At 71.5% G+C, this 12,296-nt stretch carries 11 protein-coding genes; 7 read left to right on the top strand and 4 right to left on the bottom strand.

From position 1 onward, the window contains the following. Together BM236_RS05420 and BM236_RS05415 are read right to left on the bottom strand one after the other, a co-directional pair. Complete coding sequence (locus BM236_RS05420; protein ID WP_175507560.1) at window positions 1–792, bottom strand: amino acid ABC transporter permease; 792 nt, start codon at window positions 790–792, stop codon at window positions 1–3. Between the two features lie 14 nt (window positions 793–806). After that, the gene (locus BM236_RS05415; protein WP_091121114.1) at window positions 807–1,613 is read right to left on the bottom strand and encodes an ABC transporter substrate-binding protein; all 807 of its coding nucleotides are present in this window, start codon (window positions 1,611–1,613) and stop codon (window positions 807–809) included. A 193-nt stretch (window positions 1,614–1,806) separates the two neighbouring features. On the opposite strand from BM236_RS05415, the gene BM236_RS05410 reads away from it, so the two are divergent. After that, on the top strand, window positions 1,807–2,385 hold the full coding sequence (locus tag BM236_RS05410; protein ID WP_175507559.1) for a GNAT family N-acetyltransferase: 579 nt from the start codon (window positions 1,807–1,809) through the stop codon (window positions 2,383–2,385). Here the strand turns inward: BM236_RS05410 and BM236_RS05405 are convergent. Then, entirely contained in the window at window positions 2,351–2,782 is a 432-nt protein-coding gene (locus BM236_RS05405; RefSeq protein WP_091121110.1) for a hotdog fold thioesterase, read from the bottom strand. The two genes, BM236_RS05410 and BM236_RS05405, sit on opposite strands and share 35 nt — an antisense overlap. Window positions 2,783–2,823: 41 nt before the next feature. Between BM236_RS05405 and polA the strand changes: the two genes are divergently transcribed. Next, window positions 2,824–5,502: a DNA polymerase I gene (gene polA, locus BM236_RS05400; RefSeq protein WP_091121107.1), complete on the top strand. Its 2,679-nt coding sequence runs from the start codon at window positions 2,824–2,826 to the stop codon at window positions 5,500–5,502. A gap of 13 nt (window positions 5,503–5,515) precedes the next feature. Here polA and BM236_RS05395 read toward each other — a convergent pair whose 3' ends face one another. Next, window positions 5,516–6,751, bottom strand: coding sequence for an oligosaccharide flippase family protein (locus BM236_RS05395; protein WP_245750149.1), 1,236 nt, complete (start codon window positions 6,749–6,751; stop codon window positions 5,516–5,518). Between the two features lie 82 nt (window positions 6,752–6,833). Here BM236_RS05395 and BM236_RS05390 point away from each other — a divergent pair, with 82 nt between their 5' ends. From BM236_RS05390 to BM236_RS05375, 5 genes are read left to right on the top strand one after another with little or no spacing between them, the layout of a single operon-like run. Beyond that, window positions 6,834–8,525: an MmpA family trehalose lipid delivery protein gene (locus BM236_RS05390; protein WP_091121105.1), complete on the top strand. Its 1,692-nt coding sequence runs from the start codon at window positions 6,834–6,836 to the stop codon at window positions 8,523–8,525. Window positions 8,526–8,554: 29 nt separating this feature from the next. Continuing rightward, on the top strand, window positions 8,555–8,707 hold the full coding sequence (locus BM236_RS18650; protein ID WP_139230032.1) for a DUF2613 family protein: 153 nt from the start codon (window positions 8,555–8,557) through the stop codon (window positions 8,705–8,707). Between the two features lie 49 nt (window positions 8,708–8,756). After that, complete coding sequence (locus tag BM236_RS05385; protein WP_091121103.1) at window positions 8,757–10,211, top strand: UbiA family prenyltransferase; 1,455 nt, start codon at window positions 8,757–8,759, stop codon at window positions 10,209–10,211. After that, window positions 10,208–11,518: an FAD-binding oxidoreductase gene (locus tag BM236_RS05380; RefSeq protein WP_091121101.1), complete on the top strand. Its 1,311-nt coding sequence runs from the start codon at window positions 10,208–10,210 to the stop codon at window positions 11,516–11,518. The genes BM236_RS05385 and BM236_RS05380 overlap by 4 nt, the downstream gene beginning before the upstream one ends. 9 nt (window positions 11,519–11,527) lie before the next feature. Beyond that, on the top strand, window positions 11,528–12,286 hold the full coding sequence (locus BM236_RS05375; RefSeq protein WP_091121099.1) for an SDR family NAD(P)-dependent oxidoreductase: 759 nt from the start codon (window positions 11,528–11,530) through the stop codon (window positions 12,284–12,286). Window positions 12,287–12,296 lie beyond the last annotated feature (10 nt).

Here is a 12,296-nt window from a genome sequence, read left to right as displayed (position 1 = left end):
TCACCGGGCCCTCTGCTGGCGCTTCTCCAGCCACGCCACGAGACGGGTCAGGGGAAGGGTGATGATCAGGTAGAGCAGCGCCGCCTGCATCAGGCTGGTGGCGGTGCCGGCGGTGTCGCCCGAGCTGAGGAAGTCTCGCGTCACGTTGGTCAGCTCACGCTGGCCGACGGCTGCCCCCACGATGGACAGCAACGAGGTGTCCTTGATCAGCAGGACGAACTCGTTGGTCAGCGGTGGGATGATGATCCGGAACGCCTGCGGGATGATGATGTGGATCAGCGTGTGGGCCGGCCCCATGCCCAGGGAGCGAGCGGCCTCGGCCTGGCCCTTCGGAACGGCCTGGAGGCCCGCGCGCAGGGTCTCGGCCATGTAGGCGCCGGCGACCAGCACGAGGCCGACCACGCCGGCCCCGGCCGTGCCGCCCGGGGGCCGCCACTGGAACGCGATCGGCACCGCGAAGGCCATGAACAGGATCGTGATCAGCGCCGGGAGACCGCGGAAGAGCTCGATGTAGGCCGTCGCGATCCACCGGTAGGCGACCACGTCGGACAGCTTCATCAGCGCGAGCAACAGCGCCAGCGCCAGGCCGAGGGCGAAGGCGATGATGGTGTAGATCGCGGTGTTCTTGACGCCGGTGACGATCAGGTCGTGCCAGTTGCTGCCGAGCCCGTCGGCCCAGAAGTTGGCACGGACGTTGGCCCAGTCGACCGCGAGGGCGAGGAGGACGACGATCGCCGCCAGGACGGCATAGAGGCCGCCCTGGCGGAGACGTCGCTTGGTCGAGCGCTTCACGATCAGCCGGTCGATCAGCTGGTCGCGAAGTACTTGTTGTAGATCTCGTCGTACGAGCCGTCGGAGCGCATCTTGGTCAGCGCGTCGTTCACGGCGGTGATGAGCGCGTCGTTGCCCTTCTTGGCGGCGAGGCCGTACTTCTCACCGGTGTCGTAGGTCTCGACGACCTTGAAGCCGCCGGCCTGCTCGTGGGCCAGGTTGACCGGGAGGTCCTGGAGCAGCGCGTCGACCTGACCGGCCTTCAGCGCCTGGAACTCCTCGGCGTCGCTCGGGAAGTCCACGACGCTGGCCCCGCTGGCGTGCTCGTTGGCGTAGTCCTTGCCGGTGGTGCCCTTCTGGACACCGACCTTCTTGCCCTTGAGGTCGCCGATCGCGGCGATCGACGAGCCCTCCGGGACCAGCAGCGACTGCTTGGAGTCGTAGTAGCCGTCGGAGAACGCGAGGTGCTTGGCCCGGTCGTCGGTGATGGTGAGCGCGCTGGAGACGAGGTCGCACGTGCCGGCGTTGAGCGTCAGACCGCTCTGCAGGCCGTCGAAGTCCTCGTCGAGGACCTTCAGCTTCAGGCCGAGCGCGTCGGCGATCTTGGAGTCGATGTCGATGTCGAAGCCCTTGAACCCGGAGGGGCTGCTCTTGTCGAAGTCCTCGAACGGAGCGTAGGGAACGTCCGAGCAGACGGTCAGGGTGCCGTCGTCGACGAGCTTGAGTCCGGAGGCGGAGCCGGAGTCCTTGCCCGAGTCGGAGCCGCTGTCGGAGGATCCGCAGGCGGTGAGAGCGAGAGCTGTGGCCGCGGCGGCGACGCCGAGCAGGGTGCGCTTGATCATGGCGGCAGAGTGTAGTGACCCGTGCCACCTGTGTCCCATCTTCGATCGGTCACGTCGTGTCGCCCGGAGGGGTCTGTACGCCGACACACGTCGGCCCGTAGTGTCAGGCCTCGACCTTCGTCGGCTTGGGACGACGACGGAAGTCGAGGCGGAGGGGGGCCGACCGGACGTGCACCTGGAAAGGCATGGACACATGAGCCGCATCCCTGTGGCGCTGCGGGAGGCAGTCGTCACTGACGCCGGATTCCTGGCCGAGCTGTGGCACGACTCGGTGAGGCGTGGCGACATCTCCGAGCAGGTCGCCGATCTCGAGGTGATCATCAAGACGGCGGCGGACTCGGCCGAGCAGCGCGTCCTCGTCGTCGAGTACGGCGGCGAGCGTGCCGGTGCCGTCTTCCTGCGGATGACGACCGTGACGCCCCTCAATCTCGAGCCCGCGCTGCAGGTGCTGCACCCGCACGTGCTCCCGGCCTTCCGTCGCCGCGGACTCGGCCGAGCGCTGATGGAGGCGGCCCTGCTCTTCGCCGAGGAGCGGGGGATCGCCCACATCACGACCGGCGCGCAGCCGATGTCGCGCGATGGCAACCGTTTCCTGGCCCGGCTCGCGATGGGGCAGCACGCCGTCCTGCGGATGGCGCCGACCCACGTCGTGCGCGCCAAGCTCAACGCGCAGGCGCCGTCCCTGCAGCGCGCCCAGGACCGGCGGCCGCAGCGCGTGCTCGCCGTACGACGGGCGCTCAGCTCTCGGGGAGCGGCACCAGCGCGCAGGTGATGCGCGAGGTGCAGACCCGCTTGCCGCGCTCGTCGGTGATGACGACCTCGTAGCACGCGCTGCTGCGGCCCAGGTGGACGGGCGTGGCCACGCCGGTGACGAGGCCCGACCGCGCGGAGCGGTGGTGGGTGGCGTTGATGTCGACGCCGACCGACGTCTTGCCCATCCCGAACGCGTGCAGGCCGGACCCGATCGATCCGAGGGTCTCGGCCAGGACGACCGACGCGCCGCCGTGCAGGAGGCCGAACGGCTGGGTGTTGCCCGCCACGGGCATCGTCGCGACGAGCCTCTCGACCGAGACCTCGATGAGCTCGATGCCCACCTTGTCGTTGAGGGTGCCCATGCCCTCGGGGAGCATGGCGAGGTAGTCGTCGATGGAGGTCTTCGCGTCGGTCATGCGCTCATTCTGCTGTCGGCGGTGACCGATAGGCTCCTCAGGTGCCTGAATCGACCCCCCGGCTGCTGCTCCTCGACGGCCACTCGCTGGCCTACCGCGCGTTCTTCGCGCTGCCCGTGGAGAACTTCACGACGGCCACCGGCCAGCACACCAACGCCGTCTACGGCTTCACGTCGATGCTCACCAACGTGCTGCGCGACGAGCAGCCGACCCATGTCGCGGTCGCCTTCGACCTGTCCCGGCAGACCTTCCGGCTGGAGGAGTACGCGGAATACAAGGCCAAGCGCAACAAGACGCCGACCGAGTTCTCCAGCCAGCTCCCGCTGATCCAGGCGATGCTCGACGCCTGGCGCATCCCGCACCTCTCGCTCGCCGGCTACGAGGCCGACGACATCATCGCCACCCTCACGACGCGCGCGCTCGAGGCCGGCATGGAGGTGCTGATCCTGACCGGCGACCGCGACTCGCTGCAGCTGGTCACCGAGCGTTCCACGGTGCTCTACCCCATGCGCGGGGTCTCGGACCTCGCCCGGATGACGCCCGCGGCGGTCGAGGGGAAGTACGGCGTCCCGCCGCACCGCTATCCCGAGCTGGCCGCGCTCGTCGGCGAGGACAGCGACAACCTGCCGGGCATCCCCGGCGTCGGGCCGAAGACCGCCGCCAAGTGGATCGCCACCTACGACGGCCTCGACAACGTCGTCACCCACGCCGACAAGATCAGCGGCAAGGCGGGGGAGAACCTCCGTGCGCACCTCGGCGACGTGATCCGCAACCGGCGCCTCAACGCGCTGGTCTGCGACCTGCCGCTCGACCTCTCGCCCGCCGCGACGGCGCGCCAGGAGTGGGACCGCCAGAGCGCGCTCGAGCTGCTCGACGAGCTGGAGTTCCGCGGCGAGCTGCGCACCCGCATCATGGACGTGCTCGCCCCGCAGGAGGCGGTGGTGATCGACGAGTCGGGGTTCGAGCTGGCCGGGACCACGCTCGGCCCGGGCGAGGTCGCCGCCTTCCTGAGCGGCCTCGGCACCGACCCGGTCGGCGTCCACATCCGCGGCACGTGGGGCTCCGGCACCGGTCGCGTCGACGGGGTCGGCTTCGCGTCGGAGTCCCAGGCGGCCTACGTCGACACCGCGGCGCTGGGCCCGGAGGACGACGACGCCCTGGCCGGCTGGCTGGCCGACCCGACCCGACCCAAGGTCGTGCACGACGCGAAGGGCCCGCTGCTGGCGATCGAGGCCCAGGGCTGGCGGCTGGAGGGCCTCGCGACCGACACGGCGCTCGCGGCCTACCTCGTCGCGCCCGACCAGCGCTCCTACGACCTGGCCGACCTGACCCTGCGCCACCTCAAGCGCGAGCTCAAGCACGAGGCCGACGACGACCAGGCGGCCCTCTTCGACTCCGTCGAGGGCGGGGTCGAGGACGCCGCCGCCGCGGCGATGCTGCACGCCCGTGCCGCTCTCGACCTGTCGGTCGCGCTGGCCGACGAGGTCGAGCGGGCCGGCGGGACCCGCCTGCTCACCGGGATCGAGCAGCCCCTGTTGGGGATGCTCGCCCGGATGGAGCAGGTGGGCATCGCCGTCGACACCGACCACCTCGAGGCCCTCGAGAGCCACTTCGCCGCGCAGATGCGGCAGGCGGCCGAGGAGGCCTACGCGGTCATCGGCAAGGAGATCAACCTCGGCTCGCCCAAGCAGCTGCAGGTCGTCCTCTTCGACGAGCTCGACATGCCCAAGACCAAGCGCACCAAGACGGGCTGGACGACCGACGCCGACGCGCTGCAGCAGCTCTACGTCAAGACCGAGCATCCGTTCCTGCTCCACCTGCTGCGCCACCGCGACGTGACCCGGCTGCGGGTGACGATCGAGGGGCTGCTCAAGACCGTCCAGCCGGACGGGCGGATCCACACCACGTTCAACCAGACGATCGCGGCCACGGGCCGGCTCTCCAGCACCGAGCCCAACCTGCAGAACATCCCGGTCCGGACCGAGGAGGGCCGCCGGATCCGGCAGGGCTTCGTGGTCGGGGCCGGAGGCGACTGCCTGATGACCGCCGACTACAGCCAGATCGAGATGCGCATCATGGCGCACCTCTCTCAGGACGAGCTGCTGATCGACGCGTTCAAGTCCGGCCGCGACTTCCACACGATCACCGCTCAGCGGGTCTTCGGGGTGGAGGTCGTCTCACCCGAGCAGCGCGCCAAGATCAAGGCGATGAACTACGGCCTGGCCTACGGCCTCTCGGCGTTCGGGCTCTCCCAGCAGCTCGGCATCGAGCCGGGTGAGGCGCGCGCCCTGATGGAGGAGTACTTCCTCACCTTCGGCGGGGTACGCGACTACCTCTCCGGCGTGGTCGACGAGGCGCGCAAGTCCGGCTACACCGAGACGATCATGGGCCGCCGCCGCTACCTGCCCGACCTCACCAGCGACAACCGGCAGCGGCGGGAGACCGCCGAGCGGATGGCGCTCAACGCCCCCATCCAGGGTTCGGCCGCCGACCTGATCAAGGTCGCGATGCTCGACCTGCAGCGCGCCATCGACGAGCAGGGGCTCGGCTCACGGGTGCTGCTGCAGGTGCACGACGAGCTCGTGCTCGAGGTCGCCTCCGGCGAGCGCGAGGCCCTCGAGGCGCTGGTGCGGGAGCAGATGGGCGGCGCCGCCGACCTGCTGGTCCCGCTCGACGTGTCGATCGGCACCGGCGCCAGCTGGTTCGACGCCGCTCACTGACCGGTCGACCCGGTCAGCGGGCCGGTGCGGGGTCGTCCTTCATCCGCCACAGGCTGTGCGTGAGCAGGATCGACAGCAGGACCGCGTCGGTCACGCAGACCAGGACGACCAGGCCGGTGAGGGAGCCCACCTGGGAGCCGACCGCGGCGACGACCACGACGGCCGCCCACACGAGGTACGCCGAGCGGCGGCTCTGCCGCGCCAGCACGGCGTAGACGAGCAGCTGCAGGGAGGACAGCAGGGTGCCGAGCAGCGCGAAGAGCCAGAGACGTCCCTGGACGTCGTCGTAGGCGTGACCCCCGACGAAGACCATGGCGAGGGCCGAGAGGACGGCCGCACCCGCGACGCAGATCAGGCCCAGACCGGCGACGAATCCGAGACTGCCCAGTAGCGCGCGCCGGCGGCTGTCGGTCGCCGACATGGCCGGGAACGCGACGACCGTGACGAACTGCGGCAGGAACAGCACGGCCTTGGTCAGGATCAGGCCGGCGGCGTACAGCCCGGAGTTGTGGTCGCTGAGCACGTTGCGGGCGATGAGGATGTCGATGTTGGACAGCGCGAAGAACGCCAGCAGTGCGAAGGAGCCGTGCCAGATCTCGGAGACGAGCGGCTTGAGGCTCTCAGGGTCCTCGGCCCGGTTGCCGTGGCGGAGGGCGAACCAGCCGACGACGACCGGGGCGAAGTTCGACAGGGCGACGGCGGCCATCGCCGAGCCCTCGGTGGGGCGGACCAGCAGCGCGGCGAAGCCGATGACGAAGCGGGGGGCGCCCGCGGCGAGGTAGAGCAGCGCGAGCGGTCGCCAGCGACGCTCGCCCTGGAGGATCCCGGCCTGCGCGCCCATGACGGTCATCGGGATGGCGCCGAGCGCGACGAGGATGGCGGGATAGATGCTGTCGAGGCGCAGGAGGCGCTCGACGGCAGGGGAGAGGAGCAGCAGCAGCCCGCAGAGGAGGAGCGACGACCGGTACGCCAGGCGCAGGATGCCGCGCTCGACGCGGCCCACGTCGTCCGGGCTGGCTGCGATCCGGCGGGCGGCGGTGGCCTGGAGGCCGAGCTGCAGCACGGCGACGATCATCATGAGTGCGAGCAGGCTGGCGAGGCTGCCGTACTGGTTGGGACCCATCAGCCGTGCGGCGACCATCTGGAACGCGTAGGTGGCCACGTTCATCACCATGATGGCGATCGCGATGACGCCGCCTCGGTCGAGGAGCCTGCCGAGGCGCGACGGCGGCGATGCTGCGGTGGTCACGAGGGCTGAGCCTAAGGGAGTCCGACGGCCGATCCCGCCTTGCCGTGCCTCCGAGCGGCGGTGTCGGGCAGACTCCTCCGACGTGACCCGCTGGCTCCCGCTCTCCTGGGCGGTCGTGCTCACGGGGCTGCTGCTGGGCTCCGCGCTCGCCCCCGGCTACGTGTTGGTGCGCGACATGGTCTGGGTGCCGGACCTGGCGCTGCGCTCCGACGTCCTGGGCCTGGGGTCTGCGCTGCCTCGGGCCGTGCCGTCCGACGCGGTCGTCGCGGTCCTCGACGAGATCGTGCCCGGCATGCTGGTCCAGAAGCTGGTGCTCGTCGGCAGTCTGGTCGGCGCCGGCACCGGCGCCGCGGCGCTCGTGCGGGGCGGGCTCGTGCAGCGGCTCGTCGCGGTGAGCCTGGCCGTCTGGAGCCCGTTCGTCGCCGAGCGCCTCTCGATCGGCCACTGGCCGGTGCTGCTCGGCTATGCCGCCGTGCCGTGGCTCGCGGTCGCCGGCCGCCGGGTCGCCGCTGCCGGCAGGATCCCTCCCTGGACCCCGCTGGTCCTCGTGGTCGGCAGTCTCAGTGCCAGCGCGGGACTCGTGTCGGCGGCGGTGCTGCTCGCCACGGCCCTCGCCGGCGGAGTACGTCGCCGGGTGACCGTGGCGCTCGTGCTGACGGTGGTCGCGGCGAACGCGCCCTGGGTCGTCGCCGGCCTGGCGAACGCGTCGGCCGCCGGGGACGCGGAGGGCTACCGCGCCTTCGCCACCTCGGGCCACGGCCTGCCCGCACCCCTGGCGGTCCTGACGCTCGGCGGCATCTGGAACGCGGACGCCGTGCCTGCGAGCCGTGGGGGACCGGCGGGCTGGGCCGCGGTCGTCCTCGTCGTCGGCCTGGCCGCTCTCGGCGCCCGCAGGTGGTGGCGGACCGAGCGACACGGTCAGTGCACCGCCCTCCTCGGCCTCTGGGCGGCTGGCGTGGGGATCGCGGTGCTGAGCTGGGCCGCGCCCGACGCCGTCGGCGCGCTCGGCCGCGCCGTGCCCGGCCTCGCCGTCCTGCGGGACGGCAGCCGCTCGCTGGCCCTCGCCCTGCCGCTCACCGTCGCCGTCGTCTCCTCGGGGGCCGCCCTGCTGGCCGGACTCGGCACCCGGGCGCTGGCGCGGACGGCGCTGGCCGTGGCGGTCGTCCTCGCGCCGGTCGCCGTGCTGCCCGACATCGCCTGGGGCCTCGGCGGCTCGCTGCGGCCCACACACCTCCCCGACGAGTGGCTCGCGGCTCGCCACGTCGTCACCGGATCGCACGGTGACGCGGCGCTCCTGCCCTGGAGCAGCTATCGAGCGCCGGCGTGGAACGGACGGCGCCCCGTGCTCGACCCGCTCGGCCGCCTCCTCACCGTCGACACCGTCGCCTCCGACGACCTGGTGGTCGGCTCGACGACGGTGCGGGGCGAGGACCCGAGGGTCCGCGAGGCCGCATCGGCCCTCCAGGCCACCGACCCCGAAGGCCGCGCGAAGGCCCTGCGGGCCATGGGCGTGGGGTGGGTCGTGGTCGAGAAGGACGCCGGTTCCTCGCCCGAGGTGGCCGGCCGGGTGCTCCACGACGGACCGCTCCTGCGGGTCGTGCGGCTCGAGGGCGACGTACGCCGTCCCGACGTCGCGCAGGGAAGGGTCCTCGCGCAGGGCGCCGCCTGGGCGGCCCTCCTCGCCGCCGTCCTCGCGGGAGTCGTGACATCGGCGCGGTGGATCCGTGTGAGGATGGCAACACGTCGGTCGGAGACTGCTAGAGTCCCCGACTGACCTGGGAGAGGGAGATTTCGTTGTTGAGCATGGGTTTCATCGGCACCGTTGCCAGCATCCTCGTGGGTGGGGCTGTCGCCGCCGTGACCGTCGTCGGACTCGTGACGACGACCGTCGACTCGAAGCCGGACAACGCAGGCAACGTGTCGGGCTCCTCAGCCGTCCAGTACGGCACCCGCTGAGCGTTCGGCTCCCCGTCCGCCCGGTGCCGTGCGCCGGACCGGGACAGCGATGAGCAGCACCGTGTCGCGACCGCTCGTGGTCGACCTCGACGGGACGCTCGTCGCGACGGACACGCTGCACGAGGCCGCGACCGCCTTCCTCACCCACTCACCACTGGGCGTGTTCCGGCTGGCGGGCTGGTTGCGGCGTGGCAAGGCACACCTCAAGGCCGAGCTGGCCGCCCGGACGGAGCTCGACGCGTCGGTGTTGCCCTACCGGGGTGACGTGCTGACCTGGCTCGAGGCCGAGCAGAGCAACGGCCGTCGGCTGGTGCTGGCCACCGCCAGCGCGGCCTGGCAGGCGCAGGCCGTGGCCGATCAGCTGGGCATCTTCCACGAGGTCATCGCCACTGCCGACGGCGTCAACCTGAAGGGGAGCGCCAAGCGGGAGGTGCTCGTCGAGCGCTTCGGCGAGCGCGGCTTCGACTACCTCGGTGACCACGGGGCCGACCTCTCGGTCTGGGGCGCAGCGGCCACCGGGCACGTCGTCGTGGGCGCCAGGCGCTCGCTCGCCGAGCGGGTCGGTCGCGTCACCGAGGTCGGCATGGTCTTCCCGTCGCCCGAGGGACGGCTGCGCGCGCTCGGCTCGCTGCTGCGGCCCTACCAGTGGGTCAAGAACGCCCTGGTCCTGGTTCCGCTCTTCACCGCGCAGCGGCTCGACGACGCCTCCGCGGTGCTGCAGATGCTTCTCGCCGTGGTGGCCTTCTGCCTGGTCGCCTCCAGCGTCTACGTCCTCAACGACCTCGCCGACGTCGTCCACGACCGTCACCACCCGCGCAAGCGCCTGCGGCCCTTCGCGTCGGGCCGGGTCGGCCTGCTCACCGGCTGGATGCTGTGGCCGGCGCTGGCGGTGGTCGGGTTCGGGCTCTCGGTGGCGTTCCTCCCAGCGCTGTTCGTCGCGGCGCTGGCGGCCTACCTGGTGCTGACGACCGCCTACACCTTCCGCCTCAAGAGGCAGCCGGTGCTCGACGTCGTCGTCCTGGGTCTCCTCTACACCAGTCGGATCGTCGCGGGCGCGGCAGCGATCGACGTCGAGCTGTCGATGTGGCTGCTCACGTTCTCGATGTTCTTCTTCCTCAGCCTGGCGCTGACCAAGCGGGTCAACGAGCTGACCCGGATCCGTCGCACGATGGGGCAGGTCGGCGTGCAGGTGCGCGGGCGCGGCTACGTCGAGACGGACCTGGAGCTGCTCTCGTCCTACGGCGTGGCCTCGAGCGTGGCGGCCGTCGTGATCTTCTCCCTCTACGTGGACGACCCGAAGACCTCGGTCCTCTACGACACCCCGGAGCTGCTCTGGTGCGGTGTGCCGGTGCTGCTGGCCTGGCTGATGCGGGTGTGGCTGCTGGCGCACCGCGGCACGATGGACGAGGACCCGATCATCTTCGCCACCCGTGACCGCGCTTCCCTGGTGGCCGCTCTGCTCGTCGTGGCCGTCTTCGTCGCCGCCAAGGTGGTGACGATGTGACCGGTCCGGTCCCGGTGTCGGGGTGGGGGCGCTATCCGGTCGTCGACGCCGAGGTGCACCACCCGCGGACCGTCGACGACGTCGCAGCCGTCGTGCGCGGCGGGCCGGTCACCGCGCGCGGACTGGGGCGCAGCTACGGCGACAGCTCGCTGGGGGAGCGGATCGCCGAGCTCACCGGGCTCGACCACCTCGTCGCCTTCGACGACACCACCGGTGAGCTCACCTGCGAGGCGGGGGTGTCGCTCGCAGACGTCCTTGCGGTCGCACTGCCGCGTGGCTGGTTCCTCCCCGTGACGCCCGGCACCCGCTTCGTCACGGTCGGCGGTGCGATCGCCAGCGACGTGCACGGCAAGAACCACCATCGCGACGGCGCGTTCACCGACCACGTGTCCTCGCTGCGCGTGCTGGTGGCGTCGGGGGAGGTCCTCGAGGTCTCCCGCGCCAGCCATCCCGACCTCTTCCACGCGACCTGTGGGGGGATGGGCCTGACGGGGATCGTCCTGGAGGCTACGTTCAGGCTGCGCCCGGTGCGCTCACGCGCCATCGACGAGACGGTGGTCAAGACTCCGTCGCTCGACGGCGCCCTCGACGCGTTCGAGGAATACGCCGGATCGACCTACTCGGTCGGCTGGATCGACCTCGTCGCGACCGGGTCGAGCCTGGGCCGCTCGCTGGTGATGCTCGGCGAGCACGCCGAGGACGGTGACCTCGGGGCCGCTTCGGCGCGAGGTCTTCCCGTACCTGTCGACACGCCGGCGAGGCTGCTCAACCGCTTCACCGTGGCCGCGTTCAACACCCTCTACTACGGCCGGGTCAGGCGTCCGCTCGTCCGGCACCGGGTCGGCTACGAGCCGTTCTTCTACCCCCTCGACCGCCTCTCGGACTGGAACAGGCTCTACGGTCGCCAGGGGTTCCTGCAGTACCAGTTCGTCGTGCCGGAGGCGGCCGGACGTGACTCCGTGGCCGAGGCCGTGCGCCTCATCGCCGCCAGCGGCCTGGCCTCCCCGCTCGCCGTACTCAAGGTCTTCGGCGAGGGCAACGCGAGCATGCTCGGCTTCCCCCGGCCGGGGTACACCCTCACCGTCGACCTCAAGGCGGGCCCGGACGCCCTGCGGCTGTGCGAGATGCTCGACCGCCTCGTGCTCGAGGCCGGCGGCCGCCTCTACCTCACGAAGGACTCCCGGATGACGTCGGGAATGTTCGCCGCCGGATATCCGCGGCTGGAGGAGTTCGAGCAGGTCCGCAGCCGCTACGGCGCCACCGGTGTGTTCGTCTCGGCACAGGCGCGTCGCCTGGGCCTGGCCTGAAGGAGAGTCATGAGGACCATCGCCGTGCTCGGCGCGACCAGCGGCATCGCGCAGGGCTGCCTGCGCGAGTGGGTCGCCGGCCACGATCCGTCGACGGGTCGGCTGACCCTGAGGCTGATCGGACGTGACCGGACGCGCCTGGAGCGGGTGGCCGCGGACCTGGGGGCGAGGTCCGCCGAGGTCGAGGTGACCACGGCGCTCCACGACCTCACCGAAACGACGGCGGTGTCGCAGGCGGTGGACGCCGTCTTCGCCGACGGACCGGTCGACGTCGTGATGGTCGCCTTCGGCACCATGCCGACACAGCAGGATGCGGACGCCGACCCGGCGGTCGCAGCCGACCTGCTCACCGTGAACGGCACCCTCACGCTGCTGGCCGCCCACCTCGCCACCCTGCGCCTGCTCGAGCAGGGCAGCGGCGCGCTCGCGGTGATCGGCTCGGTCGCCGGTGACCGCGGGCGCCGGTCGAACTACCTCTACGGCGCGGCCAAGGCGATGGTCGCCACGGGCGTGGCCGGACTGCAGCACCGCACCGCGGGGACATCGGTGGCGATCACCCTGGTGAAGCCCGGCCCGACCGCCACTCCGATGACCGACCACCTCCGTGGTGGCCGGCTCAGCCTCGCGAAGGTCGAGACCGTCGCCGGGGACATCGTGCGAGGGGTCGAGGGGGGCCGGCCGGTCGTCTACACGCCCCGGCGCTGGCGCCTGATCATGGCCGTGATCCGGCTGCTGCCGCGCCCGGTCTTCGAGCGCACCAGCCTGTGAGTGGCGGGCG

The organism is Nocardioides terrae (genome assembly GCF_900112345.1).
In the GTDB taxonomy this organism is placed as follows: Bacteria; Actinomycetota; Actinomycetes; order Propionibacteriales; family Nocardioidaceae; genus Nocardioides; species Nocardioides terrae.
This window is presented reverse-complemented; position numbering and strand designations above follow the sequence as displayed.

Bases quoted from the DNA above. Each gene is read 5' to 3' on its own strand.
- BM236_RS18650 (WP_139230032.1), top strand. From the start codon at position 8,555: ATGGGTTTCATCGGCACCGTTGCCAGCATCCTCGTGGGTGGGGCTGTC.
- BM236_RS05415 (WP_091121114.1), bottom strand. From the start codon at position 1,613: ATGATCAAGCGCACCCTGCTCGGCGTCGCCGCCGCGGCCACAGCTCTC.
- BM236_RS05405 (WP_091121110.1), bottom strand. From the start codon at position 2,782: ATGACCGACGCGAAGACCTCCATCGACGACTACCTCGCCATGCTCCCC.
- BM236_RS05410 (WP_175507559.1), top strand. From the start codon at position 1,807: ATGAGCCGCATCCCTGTGGCGCTGCGGGAGGCAGTCGTCACTGACGCC.
- BM236_RS05375 (WP_091121099.1), top strand. From the start codon at position 11,528: ATGAGGACCATCGCCGTGCTCGGCGCGACCAGCGGCATCGCGCAGGGC.
- BM236_RS05385 (WP_091121103.1), top strand. From the start codon at position 8,757: ATGAGCAGCACCGTGTCGCGACCGCTCGTGGTCGACCTCGACGGGACG.